General features: G+C 66.6%; 14 protein-coding genes. 6 read left to right on the top strand and 8 right to left on the bottom strand.

The features are described 5' to 3' along the window. Positions 1-31: 31 nt before the first annotated feature. The 8 genes from gyrB to dnaA all read right to left on the bottom strand — a co-directional run bounded on the left by gyrB (position 32) and on the right by dnaA (position 10469). Positions 32-2071 (bottom strand): DNA topoisomerase (ATP-hydrolyzing) subunit B, encoded by a 2040-nt coding sequence (gene gyrB, locus HQ306_RS15830; RefSeq protein ID WP_027505936.1) that lies wholly within the window; start codon positions 2069-2071, stop codon positions 32-34. Positions 2072-2324: 253 nt separating this feature from the next. Beyond that, a complete protein-coding gene (locus HQ306_RS15825) occupies positions 2325-3419 on the bottom strand; it encodes a PDR/VanB family oxidoreductase (protein WP_222632697.1) in 1095 nt (364 codons plus the stop codon). Between the two features lie 26 nt (positions 3420-3445). Then, entirely contained in the window at positions 3446-4309 is an 864-nt protein-coding gene (locus tag HQ306_RS15820; protein WP_231476351.1) for a metal-dependent hydrolase, read from the bottom strand. Positions 4310-4463: 154 nt separating this feature from the next. Then, positions 4464-5009, bottom strand: a complete 546-nt coding sequence (locus tag HQ306_RS15815) for a DUF721 family protein (RefSeq protein WP_222632470.1) — start codon at positions 5007-5009, stop codon at positions 4464-4466. Beyond that, on the bottom strand, positions 5006-6271 hold the full coding sequence (recF, locus tag HQ306_RS15810) for a DNA replication/repair protein RecF (RefSeq protein WP_222632468.1): 1266 nt from the start codon (positions 6269-6271) through the stop codon (positions 5006-5008). Before recF ends, HQ306_RS15815 begins: the two co-directional genes overlap by 4 nt. Continuing rightward, positions 6272-7177, bottom strand: a complete 906-nt coding sequence (gene gnd / locus HQ306_RS15805) for a phosphogluconate dehydrogenase (NAD(+)-dependent, decarboxylating) (RefSeq protein ID WP_027505941.1) — start codon at positions 7175-7177, stop codon at positions 6272-6274. Positions 7178-7223: 46 nt separating this feature from the next. Next, positions 7224-8408, bottom strand: coding sequence for a DNA polymerase III subunit beta (gene dnaN / locus HQ306_RS15800; RefSeq protein ID WP_027505942.1), 1185 nt, complete (start codon positions 8406-8408; stop codon positions 7224-7226). A gap of 498 nt (positions 8409-8906) precedes the next feature. After that, complete coding sequence (dnaA, locus tag HQ306_RS15795) at positions 8907-10469, bottom strand: chromosomal replication initiator protein DnaA (protein ID WP_027505943.1); 1563 nt, start codon at positions 10467-10469, stop codon at positions 8907-8909. Between the two features lie 549 nt (positions 10470-11018). Here dnaA and rpmH point away from each other — a divergent pair. The 6 genes from rpmH to rsmG all read left to right on the top strand — a co-directional run bounded on the left by rpmH (position 11019) and on the right by rsmG (position 14675). Then, positions 11019-11162 (top strand): 50S ribosomal protein L34, encoded by a 144-nt coding sequence (gene rpmH, locus HQ306_RS15790; protein WP_027505944.1) that lies wholly within the window; start codon positions 11019-11021, stop codon positions 11160-11162. Positions 11163-11186: 24 nt separating this feature from the next. Then, entirely contained in the window at positions 11187-11609 is a 423-nt protein-coding gene (rnpA, locus tag HQ306_RS15785; RefSeq protein ID WP_051613399.1) for a ribonuclease P protein component, read from the top strand. 65 nt (positions 11610-11674) lie between these two features. Next, positions 11675-11998 carry a membrane protein insertion efficiency factor YidD gene (yidD, locus tag HQ306_RS15780; protein WP_374197732.1) on the top strand — a complete coding sequence of 108 codons (324 nt, stop codon included), beginning with the start codon at positions 11675-11677 and terminating at the stop codon, positions 11996-11998. A 4-nt stretch (positions 11999-12002) separates the two neighbouring features. After that, a complete protein-coding gene (yidC, locus tag HQ306_RS15775) occupies positions 12003-13106 on the top strand; it encodes a membrane protein insertase YidC (protein WP_027505946.1) in 1104 nt (367 codons plus the stop codon). Between the two features lie 71 nt (positions 13107-13177). Beyond that, positions 13178-13783, top strand: coding sequence for a protein jag (locus tag HQ306_RS15770; RefSeq protein ID WP_081821301.1), 606 nt, complete (start codon positions 13178-13180; stop codon positions 13781-13783). 187 nt (positions 13784-13970) lie between these two features. Next, complete coding sequence (rsmG, locus tag HQ306_RS15765) at positions 13971-14675, top strand: 16S rRNA (guanine(527)-N(7))-methyltransferase RsmG (RefSeq protein ID WP_222629407.1); 705 nt, start codon at positions 13971-13973, stop codon at positions 14673-14675. The last annotated feature ends 13 nt before the right edge of the window (positions 14676-14688 follow it).

The following is a 14688-nucleotide window of genomic DNA, read 5'->3' as shown; positions in this document are numbered from 1 at the left end:
CTCCTAGCGCGGCGCTCGGGGCGCGGAGCGCCTATACGTCGAGGAAACGAACGTCCTTGGCATTACGGGTGATGAAGCTGCGGCGGGCCTCGACGTCCTCACCCATGAGGATGGAGAAGAGTTCGTCGGCGGCGGCAGCGTCGTCCAGAGTCACCTGACGCAGCACGCGCACGCTCGGATCCATCGTGGTCTCCCACAGTTCCTTCGCGTTCATCTCGCCCAGGCCTTTGTAGCGCTGGATGCCGTCGTCCTTGTTGATCTTCTTGCCCGACGCCAGGCCGGCCTCGATCAGTCCGTCGCGCTCCCGATCGGAGTAGGCGAACTCGGGATCCGCACCTCGCTGCCACTTGAGCTTGTACAGCGGCGGCATGGCCAGGTAGACGTAGCCGTGCTCCACGAGAGGCCGCATGAAGCGGAACAGCAAGGTGAGCAACAGAGTCGAGATGTGCTGGCCGTCGACGTCGGCGTCGGCCATCAGCACGATCTTGTGATAGCGCAGCTTCGCGATGTCGAACTCGTCGTGGATGCCGGTGCCGAACGCCGTGATGATCGACTGGACCTCGGTGTTCTTGAGGACACGGTCGATGCGGGCCTTCTCGACGTTGATGATCTTGCCGCGCAACGGAAGAATGGCCTGATACATCGAGTCGCGACCGGACTTGGCGGAGCCGCCGGCCGAGTCGCCCTCCACGATGTAGATCTCGCACTTCGACGGATCGTTGGAACGGCAGTCCGCGAGCTTGCCCGGCAGTCCACCGATGTCGGTGGCGCTCTTGCGCCGCACCAGATCTCGCGCACGACGAGCAGCCGTGCGCGCCTGCATCGAGGCGACGGCCTTGGAGATGATGAGCTTGGCCTCGGCGGGATTCGCCTCGAACCAATGCGTGAGGTGTTCGCCGGCGGCCTTCTGCACGAAGGACTTCACCTCGGTGTTGCCGAGCTTGGTCTTCGTCTGGCCCTCGAACTGCGGCTCACCGACCTTGACGGAGATGATGGCGGCGAGACCCTCGCGGATGTCGTCTCCGGTGAGGATGCCGTCCTTCTCCTTGACGAGCTTCTTCTCGTTGGCGTACTTCTTCACGACGTTGGTCAGCGCGGAGCGGAACCCCTCTTCGTGCGTACCGCCCTCGTGCGTGTTGATCGTGTTGGCGAACGTGTGCACGGACTCCGCGTACGTCGAGTTCCACTGCATCGCGATCTCGAGTTCGTGGCCCGGGCCCTTGGCCGAGAAACCGATGACCGACGGATGCTGCGGCGTCTTCGCACGGTTGATGTAGCGGACGTAGTCCTCGAGACCACCGGGGTAGTGGTAGGTCCGGGTCTTGATCTTGGCCGGTGCTCCCGACGGCTCCTCGGCGTCCGCCTTGGGCGTCTCCGCCAGCTCGCTCTCGGAGGCCTCGTCGGCAATGCGCTCGATGTCCGAGGCGCGCTCGTCGGTGAGGACGATGGTGAGTCCCTTGTTCAGGAACGCCATCTCCTGCAGGCGACGCGCGACCGTGTCGAACTTGAAGACGGTCTCCTCGAAGATGTCCGCGTCCGGCCAGAACGAGATCGCCGTACCCGTGCGCTTCGTCGGCTCGCCCTTGATCAGCTCGCCGGGGACGGATCGCGTGTAGGTCTGCTCCCAGTGGAAGCCGTCGTTGTCGACCTGCGCGAGCAGGGTCGTCGACAGAGCGTTGACCACGGAGATACCCACGCCGTGCAGGCCGCCGGACACCGCGTAGGAGTCGGAGTCGAACTTGCCGCCGGCGTGCAGCTGAGTCATGACGACCTCGATGGTCGGGATGCCCGAGGAGTGCATGCCGACGGGGATACCGCGACCGTCGTCGACGACCCGCACGCCGCCGTCGGCGAGAAGGGTGACCTCCACCGTGGTGGCATGACCTGCCATCGCCTCGTCGACGGAGTTGTCGACGACCTCCCAGATCAGGTGGTGCAGGCCGCGCTCTCCGGTGGAACCGATGTACATACCGGGTCGCTTGCGTACCGCCTCGAGTCCTTCGAGGACGGTGATCGACGACGCGTCGTATTCCTTCGGCTTGTCGCTCTTGCCTGCCTTGGGGTCAGCCACGGTCAGCTGTTCTCCTTCTCGACTACGCTCCCCCGACACTCACCTCGCTCGGTGAGGACGGCAGAGGACCTCGACCCGAAAAAATGCGCTCGGGGACGCATGCCCCTCGCGCTCGGTGGTCTTTACCGGTCCATCGTACCGGTAAAGCGTGGGTCGCGGCTCACGTCGACACCCGAAACGGCCCCTCATTGCGTCGGAGACGGACTTTTCTCGTGTTCCGTGGCTCATTTCGTGGGTACGAGGGCTCCGCGCGTCAGAGATCGAGCGTCAGCCGCTCGCCCGCGGAGCGCGACACACAGATCAGCATGTGATCCTCGCGCTCGTCGTCGGCGAGGCGCCGGTCCCGGTGCTCGGGAGCGCCTGCCAGAACCTTCACCTTGCACGTTCCGCAGAAGCCCTGGCGGCACGAGTACGGCACGCCCGGGACGACCTCGCGGATCACGTCGAGTGCCGTCCGGTCCGCCGCGACGTCGAGCACCGTCCCGGACGACGCGAGTTCGACACTGAACGGGGATCCGGCGACGACGGGCGGCGGCGAGAACCGCTCGTAGTGCAGACGCGTCGCCCCCGTCGCCGGGACACCCTCACGCACCAGAGCCAGCATCGGCGGCGGACCGCAGCAGTAGACGGATCCGCCGTCCGGCGCGTGGCGGAGAAGATCCGCTGCGGTGGGCAACCCGTCGACGTCGTCGGTCCGGACGGTCACACGCTCCTGGTCCCACGTCGACACCTCGTCGAGGAACGGCATCGACTGCCGTGAGCGTCCGCTGTAGACCAGATGCCAGTCCATGCCGAGGGCACGGGCCCGCCGCACCATCGGGATGATCGCGGTGATGCCGATACCGCCGGCCACGAACAACGCGGATCCGGACGCGTAGAACGGAAAAGCGTTGCGCGGGCCGGTGACCGAGAGTCTGTCTCCCACCTCGAGGGTGTGCATCTCGGCCGAACCGCCGCCGCCGTCCGGTACCAGTCGCACCGCGATCGAGTACGCGTCCTTCTCGAGCGGGTCACCGCACAGCGAGTACTGCCGGCGACGCCCCGAAGGGAGCACGAGGTCGAGGTGGCTGCCCGGATGCCACGGCGGGACGTCCCCGCCGTCGACTCGGCGAAGCGTCAGCCCGACCACGTTCTCGTCCCGGCACAGCGTGAAACGCTCGGAGACCGCCATCGTGTGCGTCCGCGTCTGGACCGGCGCCGCACGCGCCTTGTACTTCGAGTGATCCAGGATGGCGAACAGTTTGTCCAGCCCGTCCGTGATCTGCGCCAGCGACTCGTCCATGCCGCCCTTGCCGAGCAGATCCTCGGGAATCGTCCGGGACGCGCGGTACTCGCGCACGGCCGCCATGGCTCGTGCGAACGTGCGATCGCCCATCAGACCGTGGCGGCCCTCGCCGCCGGGGAGGTGGCGAGGTACGCGACTGCCAACGAGGTGGATCCCTCCTTGGACGGGTGGTAGTCCTTCCGCAGGTACCGCACGGACGCCTTGCCGACGGCCTTGGCGGTGGGGAACAACCCGCGCTGCGTGACGGCCCTGATCTGCTTCAGCGTGTAGCTGCGCTGATCGTCCGTCAGCGTCGGATCGTTCTTCATGAGGAAGCGGAGACCGCGGCCCCACATGACCACGACGGTCGGTGCGACGAGAAGGTAGGTACGCGTGCGGCGGAACCGTCGCGTGTCGAAGTACTGCAACACGTCGTAGGCCACGGCGCGGTGCTCCACCTCCTCGGCCCCGTGCCAGCGCACGAGGTCCAGCATGCGGGGATCCACGTCCGCCTCGTCCAGGCCTTTCTCCGTCAGCACCCACATGCCGAGGAACGACGTGAGGTGCTCGATGGCGGCGATCAGGGCCAGGCGCTCGACGAGGCTGTTCTTGGTGTTCGTCGACCTCTTGTCGAGAGCGACCCGGAAGACGTACTCCATCTGCTTCACGTACGGCGCCGGGTCCAGGCCCTGGTCGGCCAGGAACGTGTGGATGCCGGAGTGCGCCTGCGCGTGCATGGCCTCCTGGCCGATGAAGCCGATCACGTCGGCGCGCAGCTTCTCGTCGTGGATCAACGGCAGCGCCTCCTTGAACACGCGCACGAACCACTCCTCGCCCTCGGGGAGGAACAGGTGCATCACATTCATGAGGTGCGTGGCCAGGGGGTCACCGTCCATGTAGTGCATGCGCATGGACTCCCAGTCGAACGAGACGTTGCGCGCCTGCAGGACGACGGGTCCAGGATCGTCGTTCATCATCGGGTCCTTTCGTGGCTGATCATTCGATCATTCGCCGCAGAGCGCGAGTTCGGATCGGATCCACCGTGACGCTGTCCCCGATCACCACGTCCGGTCGTTTCCCCGTGAAACGCTACGCACCCTCGTGACATCGATCAATGGGTCCGGGGGTTCACCCGTAGGTGTCACGAGGTCCGCGACCCGACACGTGACGGTCGCCCTTCTTCCAACTGGGCGCAGCGGGACCGGTGATACGCAGCGACGTGACCACACCGTGGCCCACGGACGCGGCGATCTTCGCGAGGATCTGCGACTGCATCAACCGCAACTGGGTCGCCCACGCCGTGGACTCCGCCGACACCGCCAGCACGCCGTCCCGGACGGACACGGGCTCCGCGTGCGCCGCGATGTCCTCACCCACCACCTGGGGCCACCGGCCGAGCACCGTGCCCTCATCTACCTTCGCCGACCAGCCACGCGACGCGGCGAGTGTCTTCGCGAGCGACCCGAGTGCCTGCGGATCACGGTCGTCGGGTCTCGAGCCGGACCAGGTACGTGACCGTCGCGGCCGGCGTTGCGTCGACGCGCGACCCTGCCCCACGGCCTTGCCGTTGGCCTTGGCGGCTGCACGCGCGTTCTCCAGCGCGCGCCGCGCGATGTCCGCTCCGCGCAGCGGGGGCTCGGCTGAATCGCTGCCGGACGGCGTCTCGTCCGTCATGACTCCTCCTCCACGTGGCTCGTGTCGACATCAGTATCGGACGTGCCTCCGACAGAATCCGACCCGGACACCTCGGTCAGTTCCGATCTGCGTGCACCCTCGGTCTCGTGGGCACGGACGTCCATGCGGCGCGCTCGCAACTCGGGCGGAACGTCCTCGGGCACTGCCGCGGTCACCAACACCTGCTCCGCCGTCACTGCAACCCCCGCCAGGGCGGTCCGCCGCGCACGATCGAGTTCGGCGAAGACGTCGTCGAGGAGGAGCACGGGATCCGAACCCTCGGAACGCAGCAACTCGAAAGCGCCGAGCCGCAGGGACAGTGCGAAGGACCACGACTCGCCGTGACTCGCGAACCCCTTGGCAGGATCGGTTCCGAGTACGAGGTCCAGATCGTCACGATGCGGGCCGACGAGGGTGACCCCGCGTTCGATCTCCCGTGTCCGCATCACCGAGAGCTGTTGCAGGAAAGCTGCTTCGAGTACCTCGACGTCGTCCGGTTCCTCGGTTCGATCCAGCGCGAGCATCTCGGGGGGCATGGCGTCGGCGAGACTGCTCCGGTACGCGATGGCCGCAGGCCGCGACGACGGTGCGATCCGTCGGTAGGCGTCGACGACGAAGGGACCGACGTCGCGTACCGCGCGCAGCCGGTGCTCCACGATCTCGGCACCGAAGCCGGCGAGCTGCCCGTCCCACACGTCGAGCGTGGCCAACGCGTTCGCGCCGTCGCTCGACGACGATCCGCGTCGCAGAACCCCGCTCGCGCTCTTGAGGAGCGCGGACCTCTGCCGGAGAACGCGGTCGTAATCCGCACGGACAGCAGCCATTCGAGGAGACCGCGCGACGATCAGCTCATCGAGGTAGCGGCGCCGCTCGCTCGGATCGCCGCGCACCATCGCCAGATCCTCGGGTGCGAACAGCACCGTGTTCAGGATGCCCAGCACCTCCCGTGTCCGCCGCACCGGAGAAGTGTTGATGCGAGCGCGATTCGCCCGCCCGTCGTTGATCTCCACGTCGACGGTGAGCTCGCGACCGAGGTTGACGACGGACGCCCGCACGAGAGCGCGTTCCGCACCCGTCCGGATGAGCGGAGCATCGGCCGACACCCGGTGCGACGACAGCGTCGCGACGTACCCCAGTGCCTCGAGAATGTTGGTCTTCCCGTGGCCGTTGGGACCGACGAACACCGTCACCCCCGGCGCGAGATCCACCGAGAGTTGTTGCCAGGAACGAAAATCGACCAGGGTCGCCGAGCGGACGAACACTTACGCGCCGGTGCTCTCCGTGTTGGGGGCACGCTGCACCGCGTGTCCACCGAACTGGTTGCGCAGCGCGGACACCGCCTTCATGGCGGGCGAATCCACCTGTCGCGACGCGAATCTCGCGAACAGTGCCGCGGAGATGACGGGAGCCGGCACCGAGTGTCGGATCGCCTCCTCGACGGTCCAGCGTCCTTCACCGGAATCCTGTGTGTAGCCGGAGATGTCGGTGAATCCCGGATCTTCCTGCAGAGCCTTCACCAGGAGATCGAGCAACCACGACCGTACGACGGTGCCCTTGGTCCACGCACGCACCACACCGGTGACGTCCTCGATGAGATCCTCCGCGGCGAGGAGCTCGTACCCCTCGGCGTAGGCGTGCATGAGGCCGTACTCGATACCGTTGTGCACCATCTTCGCGTAGTGACCCGCGCCCACCGGGCCGGCGTGGACGAAGCCGTCCGCCCGCTCGCCCTCGGGACGCAACGCATCGAACACGGGCATGGCGCGCTCGACGTCCGCAGCAGCACCGCCGACCATGAGGCCGTACCCGTTCTCCAGGCCCCAGACGCCGCCCGAGACGCCGGCGTCGACATAGCCGATGCCCTTCGCGGACAACAGTTCCGCGTGCACCGCGTCATCGGTGAAGCGCGAGTTGCCGCCGTCGATCACGAGGTCGCCCTCGGACAGCACGCCGGCCAGAGTGGTGACGGTGTCGCGTGTGACGGGGCCGGACGGCACCATCACCCAGACGATGCGGGGAGCGGGGAGCGCGGCGGCGAGAGCCTCGAGCGACTCGACGTCGGTGACCTCCGGCCGCGGATCGTAACCGGTGACCTCGATGTCGTGGCGCCGCAGGCGCTCACGCATGTTGAAGCCCATCTTGCCGAGACCGACCAACCCGATGTTCATGCGTGGCTTCCTTTCGATGGACCTGCGCCGGTGCCTCGCGAGCGACTCAGCCCGGAAGGCGTACCGGCATGAGCAGGTACGTGTACGCACTCTTCGGTGCGCTGAACGTTCCGGTCTCGTCCGGCTCGAGCTCGTCCTCACCCGCCGGGCGCAGCACTGCGGGCCGGCTCGGTGTGGTGAACCCGAAGGACACCCGCTCGGAGTGCAGCGAGTTGAGACCGTCGATGAGATACCCGGGATTGAACGCGATCACCAGGGGCTCGCCCTGGAAGTTCGCCTCGATCGACTCCTCGGCCCGGCCTGCATCGTCGCCGCCGGCGGACAGAGTGACCGTGTCGGCCGAGAACTCGAGGCGGACCTGCGCCCCACGCTCGGCGAGCAGAGCGACACGCTTGATGGCCTCGAGGAGGGGAGCGATGGGCACGCTGGCGACCGCGGTGTGCTCGGACGGCAGCAACTGTCGGAACTTCGGGAACTCTGCGTCGAGCAGGCGGGTGGTGGTGCGGCGGCCGTCGCTGACGATGCCCAGGAGGCCGTCGTTGCCGATGTGCGATGCGGAGCCCAGAGCGAGCTCGACGCCCGACTCCGCGCCTCCGCCAATGCTTTTCGCGGACTCGGACAGGGTCTTGGCGGGGATGAGGACCGCGGCGGCCGTACCGGGTGCGGCCGGAGTCCAGTCGAGTTCGCGCACGGCGAGACGGAACCGGTCGGTAGCGGCGAGCACCACGGAGTCGCCGTCGATCTCCATGCGGATACCGGTGAGCATCGGGAGCGTGTCGTCACGGCCCGCGGCGATGGCCACCTGGCTGATGGCCTCGGCGAACACGTCGACCGGGACGGTGCCCGTCTGCGACGGCAGTTCGGGGAGTTGCGGGTAGTCCTCCACCGGCATCGTGGGAAGCGAGAACTTGGCACTGCCGCACGTGATGAGCACCTTGGTCCCGTCGACCGAGACGTCGACCGGCTTGTTCGGCAGCGAGCGCGTGATGTCGGCGAGCAGCTTGCCCGACACGAGCACCTGGCCTCCGCCGGCGACCTCCACGGGAACGCGTACCTGGGCCGACACCTCGTAGTCGAAGCCGGAGACCGTCAGTCCGGAGTCGTCGACCGACAGCAGCACACCGCCGAGGACGGGAACCGCGGGACGGGACGGGAGTGATCGCGCCACCCAGGCCACCGAATCGGAGAAATCTTCTCGAGCAACTCGAAACTTCACACTGCCAAGCTCCATCGCCCGGTTGATCCTCTCGCTGACCTGCTCCACACGAGTCGGTGGGCAAACCACACCGTATGCCCTCGAGCGCGTGCTGAAAAGTCGGGGTTCGTCTCGATCCGAGGCCTCGGAGGCGGTTGTGAATGGATCCGTCCCCACCCTGTTTTCAAAGAGATGTTCCTAGGAAGAAATACAAGCAGTAGTCATAGGTCCTGTGGAATCTGTGGACCGACCCTGTCCGGTGCTGGTGGCACGGCGTGGCGGCTCGAGGATGAACCCGGGCATCACGACGGGCTCGGTGCGGGTCACATGTGGACGGACGGTGGACTCGGTGCGAACTACAGATTTCATCCCCGGGGTATCCACGTTATTCACACAGTTGTCCACAGGTGTGTATCGAGCAGAATCGGCCCGGATCCCGGCCGAACTCGTCTCCGTTCGGGGCTCCGTAGCGACGAGAACGGCCGCCCGCATCGCCGCGGGGGCGAGTCGAACGGCCGTGGACACTCGGAGGGGTCAGCGCTTGGAGCGCTGCTTCACGCGAGCGGTGAGCTCCTGCACCTGGTTGTACGTACGGTGCCGCTCGGCCATCTCCTTGCGGATCTTCTTGTCGGCGTACATGACGGTGGTGTGGTCACGGCCGAACGTCTGACCGATCTTGGGCAGCGACAGATCGGTCAGCTCGCGGCACAGATACATCGCGATCTGTCGCGCTTGCGCCAGCGCGCGGGCCTTGCCGGGGCCGCACAGTTCCTCGATCGAGGTGTCGAAGTACTCCGCGGTGACGGCCATGATCGTCGCCGCCGTGATCTCCAGTCCCGTCGAGTCCGGCATCAGATCTCGGAGAACGGCCTCGGCGAGCGCGGTGTCCAGGTTGTGCCCGTTGAGCGACGCGAAGGCCGTGACTCGGATGAGCGCGCCCTCGAGCTCACGGATGTTCCGCTCGATCCGGCTCGCGATGAGTTCGAGCACCTCGTGGGGCACGTCGAGGCGGTCCATCTGCGCCTTCTTGCTCAGGATCGCGATACGCGTCTCGAGCTCGGGCGGTTGCACGTCGGTGATGAGGCCCCACTCGAAGCGGGTGCGCAGTCGTTCCTCGAGGGTCGCGAGCTGCTTGGGCGGCCGATCGGAGGAGACCACGATCTGCTTGTTCGCGTTGTGCAGCGTGTTGAAGGTGTGGAAGAACTCCTCCTGGATACCTTCCTTGCCCTCGATGAACTGGATGTCGTCGACCAGCAGGACGTCCGTCTCGCGGTAGCGGCGCTTGAACGCCACCTTGCGGTCGTCTCGAAGGCTGTTGATGAAGTCGTTCGTGAACTCCTCGGTGGACACGTACTTCACACGCATGCCGGGAAACAGACGTTGGGCGTAGTGGCCGGCGGCGTGCAGCAGGTGCGTCTTCCCCAGTCCGGACGCACCCCAGACGAACAGCGGGTTGTACGCCCGCGCCGGAGCCTCCGCGATGGCGACGGCGGCCGCGTGGGCGAACCGGTTGGAGGCGCCGATGACGAAGGTGTCGAACGTGTACTTCGCATTGAGGCTGGTGCTGCCCGTCGGAGTGGACGTCGAGCGCGGCGGCACCGTGTACGAGGTGGGCCACGAGTTCTGGACGCTGGTCAGAGCGTCCCGATCGTCGTCGACCTCCTCGTGATCGCCGTAGTCACTGCTCTCGGAGTCGGACGGCTCGCCCGCGGTGGACTCGGTGAGCAGGCGCCGGCGATACACGGGTGCACTGTGTGCGGTGTCGGGGCGACGTTCGGTGTCGACGGGCGTGGGAACGTCCGAGAGGTCGGCGTCGGCTCCGGGCGCCAGCCGGACACCGAGTCCCTCGACCGGGCGGTCGAGGTGGCGACCGAGGGCCGCGAGGATGGGTTCACGCAGACCGCGCTCGACCGCCTCCTGCGCGATCGGCGACGGAACCGAGAGCAGAGCGAAACCTTGCGCCAGAGTGATGGGGCGGACGAGAGCGAGCCACGCCTTCTGGGCGCGAGACAGGGAGGACCCCGAATTCGACTCCGCCGTGAGCTCGGCGACGACGCTCGGCCATACAGCGGCCAAGACGTCCGGATCGTCCTCCACGGTGCCTCCCCAGGGCCGTGGCGTGACCGCGGCCGTCGATGATGCTGCGGTGCCTCGAGGGCCCCGCCGACGACACGAATATGCCACCCGACCTGTGTTTCCACATAATTATCCACAGCTGTGGACAAACGACACCGGTGTAGCTCGACGGCATCTCGCACGGAGACGGGCCGGAGCAGCGGCGTTCTGACCTGCGGCGATGCAGGGCCTTGGTGAGAGATCCCCACCGACGGGGCGAGACGTCGTCACCCGCACAGCGAAGTTAGCAGGCTCGTCGGTGCACAACAAGACGAACGGTCCTCTCCTGTCTCCGCGAGGTCGTCGTCGTGCTCGAGGCGTGTCATCGTGACAGGACCACCGTCCCCGGGGTAGCGCGGTTTGACCTCGTTCGACGCCGTCAGTACCCTCGAACGGTCACCCGCGACATGCGTGGATCGGTCCTGCCGTTCTCCTGCGCGAGTGGCCACCGAACTCGAGTTCGCCGAACTCGCGACCATCAGCACACCACCGGCAGTCCTCGGGACTGCCGATATCTCGAGGAGTACCACCGTGGCCAAGGGCAAGCGGACGTTCCAGCCGAACAACCGTCGTCGTGCACGCGTGCACGGTTTCCGTCTGCGCATGCGCACGCGTGCCGGTCGCGCGATCGTGTCGGCTCGTCGCGGCAAGGGCCGCGCGTCGCTGACCGCCTGATTTCCCGGTAACCGGAACGCTCGGGTGTTACCTGAGCAGCATCGGCTGCACCAGTCGTCGGATTTCCAGGCGACGGTGCGCCGCGGCCGCCGTACAGGACGCCACGACATCGTCGTGCATCTGAGGTTCCGGGGGGACGAGAACGCTCTCGTCTCTTCCGGACACCCGCGTTTCGGGCTCGTGGTCAGTAAAGCAGTGGGGCCGGCGGTGACTCGACACAGAGTCGCACGCCGGCTTCGTCATATCTGCAGCTCGATGCTTCCTCTCGTCGAGTCGGATGTCGACGTGGTCGTGCGGGCACTGCCCGGCGCAGCGACCGCGGCGTCCTCCGAACTCGAACGCCAGCTGGCGTCGGGTCTGCGACGACTCGGAGCGATGCGCGCGATGAACTCCTCTCACCCAGTTCCCGCCGAGCGCCCCCGCGCCCTCGGCCGGTCCGAGACGTGATGACGGAGTCCGCGAATCCGGTCCCGGTCGAGCCTGCGTCCGACCGGAGCCTCCTGCGTCGGCTGATGTCTCTCCCGGCCCGATCGGTCATCCTTCTCATCGAGGGGTATCGGTCCTACATCTCCCCTCTTCGCCTTCCGACGTGTCGATTCACGCCGACGTGCAGTGAGTACGCCGTGGAGGCGCTCCGCACCCGTGGGTTCGTCGTCGGTGCCGTTCTGGCGGTCGTCCGCCTCCTGAAGTGCGCGCCCTGGCACCCTGGTGGGTGGGATCCCGTTCCACCCCCGCGTCGTCTCCGGGGTGGTGCCGACGCGGTGCCCACCGACACCGACCACGCTTGCCCGCAGTCTCGTGACCCCGTGAGGGTGAACCAACAGAGGAGTACATAGAGCCGTGCTCGACTTCATCTACTACCCGGTATCCGGAATTCTCTGGGTCTGGCACAAAGTGTTCGGCGCCGTGCTCGGCGCGGACAGCGGTTTCGCCTGGGCGCTGTCCGTGGTGTTCCTCGTGTTCACACTGCGTCTGATCCTCTACAAGCCCTTCGTCAAGCAGGTGCGGACGACGCGCCAGATGCAGGAACTTCAGCCGCAGATCAAGGCTCTGCAGAAGAAGTACGGCAAGGACCGTCAGAAGCTGGCCGTGGAGATGCAGAAGCTCCAGAAGGAGCACGGCTTCAACCCGATCATGGGTTGCCTCCCCGTGCTCGCACAGGCGCCGGTGTTCATCGGCCTGTTCCACGTGCTCCGGTCGTTCAACCGCACCGGCACCGGAATCGGGCAGCTGGGTCTGAGCCCGGAGGTCAACGCCGAGACTCCGAACTACTTCTTCAGCGTCGAGGACGTCCAGTCCTTCCTGTCGGCACGTCTGTTCGGTGCGCCCATCTCGGCGGCCATCACGTCACCCGAGTCGCAGCTGCGCGCGTTCGAGCCGTTCGGCGGCATCCCGTCGATCGGTCCGATCCTCGCCGTCTCGATCCCGCTGATGATCATCGCCAGCATCGCGACCCACCTGAACTCGCGCGCGTCGGTGGCGCGTCAGAGCGAGGCAGCTGCGGCCAACCCGCAGTCCGCGATCATGAACAAGCTCGCTCTGTACGTGTTCCCGCTCGGCGTGCTCGTCGGTGGCCCGTTCCTCCCCGTGGCCATCCTCCTGTACTGGGTGAGCAACAACGTGTGGACCTACGCGCAGCAGCACCTCGTCTTCGGTCGCATCGACAAGGAAGAGGCGGCGAAGAAGGAAGCCGCTCTGGAGCGCCGGAACGAGAACGCTCCGAAGCCCGGTGCGCGCCCTGACGCTCTGAAGAAGAAGCCGGCACCGGGAGCCAAGCCCACCCGCGCCGTCGCGGCAGAATCGACCACGGACACCGGTAGTGACACGGCATCATCGGAGTCGAACCCGACACCGGGCACCGCGGCCACCAACGGCGCCACCACTCCTCGGAAGAAGAAGACTCCTCCCGGCAAGGTGCGACCCAAGCAGCAGAAGCGCCGCTGATCCGGCCGTCGTGACCCTGCCGGTCCGCCCGCGGACCAGAACCACGTGAAGTGATACGAGTGCGAACGGAAATGGACGACAACGTGACCATCGATTCGAAGACGGACGAGCAGAGCACACCCGAGGTCGAGGCCTCGGCAGACGACACCGTGGTGGCCGCTGCTCCCGTGACCCCGGAATCAGACACAGAGGCGGACGAGCCCGAGGGTGACGCCGAGGACTACCTCGTCGAGGAGGGCGAGATCGCGGGCGACTACCTGGAGCAGTTGCTCGACGTCCTCGACTTCGACGGCGACATCGACCTCGACGTGGAGGGTGACCGTGCAGTCGTCAGCATCGACGGCGGCAAGGATCTCAACAAGCTGGTCGGTCGCAAGGGTGAGGTACTCGACGCACTGCAGGAACTGACGCGTCTCGCTGTGCAGCAGTCGACGGGCGACCGCAGCAAGCTGATGCTCGATGTGGCCGGATGGCGTGCGGGCCGCCGCGAGGAGTTGACGCGACTGGGAACCGAGGCCGCCGAGCGCGTCGCGGCGTCCGGTGACAGCGAACCTCTGGAGCCGATGACCCCGTTCGAGCGCAAGATCGTGCACGACGCTGTGGCGACGATCGCCGGTGTGACGAGTGAGAGTGACGGCGTCGAGCCGAATCGACACGTGGTCGTCGTCAAGGAGTGATCTGACGACGGAGTCGACAAGGGGCGCGGTCCACGGACCGCGCCCCTTTCTCGTGCCCGGGGTCGGACGACGTCTCGGCGGGTGAGGAATGTCTGCGGTCGTCACTAGACTGCCTCCAGCGCGTGGCGCCCGGCGTCAGCAGAATTACACGAGTGTGGTTCACGACCACTCAGGACGACGCGAGAGGATGTTTCACGTGGAACATGAGGAAGAGTCCGCGACTCCAGCGTGGGTCGACGATGCCATCGTTCGAGTGTTCGGTGACCGTGCCGACACGGCTCGGGCGTACTACGACTCCCTGAAGGGTGACGGTGTCGTCAGAGGATTGATCGGTCCGCGCGAGGTCCCTCGGCTGTGGGAGCGTCATCTCCTGAATTGCGCCGTGGTCGGAGAACTCATCCCCGAGGGCGCCAGCGTGGTCGACGTCGGCAGTGGTGCCGGGCTGCCAGGGATCCCTCTCGCGATCGCTCGACCGGATCTGTCCGTGTTCCTCGTCGAGCCGCTCCTACGGCGCACGGTGTATCTCGCAGAGATCGTGGAGCAACTCGGTCTCGACGTGACGGTGGTGCGCGGACGAGCCGAGCAGCCGGGCGTCATCAAAGAAGCCGGCGGTTGTGACATCGTCACGTCGCGTGCGGTTGCCCCGTTGGAGAAGTTGGCGCGCTGGTCCCTGCCCCTCGTGCACGAGGGCGGCGTGATGCTCGCCTTGAAGGGCAGCACGGCGCAGGAGGAGATCGATCGCGACTCCGGGACGCTCACGCGGATAGGCGCAAAGAACTTCCAGGTGTTGCAGTGTGGTGAGGGGGTCGTTCCCACACCGACTATCGTTGTACGCGCGGAGCGCGCTGTGCGTGGTAACCGCGTCCCCAAGTTCTCCGCCGGCTCACGCTGACGTCTGCGTGGAT

Origin of the sequence: Rhodococcus sp. BP-160 (assembly GCF_019836205.1) — a bacterium.
Taxonomy (GTDB): domain Bacteria; phylum Actinomycetota; class Actinomycetes; order Mycobacteriales; family Mycobacteriaceae; genus Rhodococcoides.
The sequence above is the reverse complement of the archived record's forward strand: the minus strand, read 5'-3'. Positions and strand labels throughout refer to the sequence as shown.

Excerpts from the sequence above, each read along its gene's own strand:
- HQ306_RS15825 (WP_222632697.1), bottom strand. The coding sequence starts at position 3,419 with ATGGCGGCCGTGCGCGAGTACCGCGCGTCCCGGACGATTCCCGAGGAT.
- HQ306_RS15820 (WP_231476351.1), bottom strand. The coding sequence starts at position 4,309 with ATGAACGACGATCCTGGACCCGTCGTCCTGCAGGCGCGCAACGTCTCG.
- HQ306_RS15815 (WP_222632470.1), bottom strand. The coding sequence starts at position 5,009 with ATGACGGACGAGACGCCGTCCGGCAGCGATTCAGCCGAGCCCCCGCTG.
- gnd (WP_027505941.1), bottom strand. The coding sequence starts at position 7,177 with ATGAACATCGGGTTGGTCGGTCTCGGCAAGATGGGCTTCAACATGCGT.
- dnaN (WP_027505942.1), bottom strand. The coding sequence starts at position 8,408 with ATGGAGCTTGGCAGTGTGAAGTTTCGAGTTGCTCGAGAAGATTTCTCC.
- yidD (WP_374197732.1), top strand. The coding sequence starts at position 11,675 with ATGTCTCTCCCGGCCCGATCGGTCATCCTTCTCATCGAGGGGTATCGG.
- HQ306_RS15770 (WP_081821301.1), top strand. The coding sequence starts at position 13,178 with ATGGACGACAACGTGACCATCGATTCGAAGACGGACGAGCAGAGCACA.
- rsmG (WP_222629407.1), top strand. The coding sequence starts at position 13,971 with ATGTTTCACGTGGAACATGAGGAAGAGTCCGCGACTCCAGCGTGGGTC.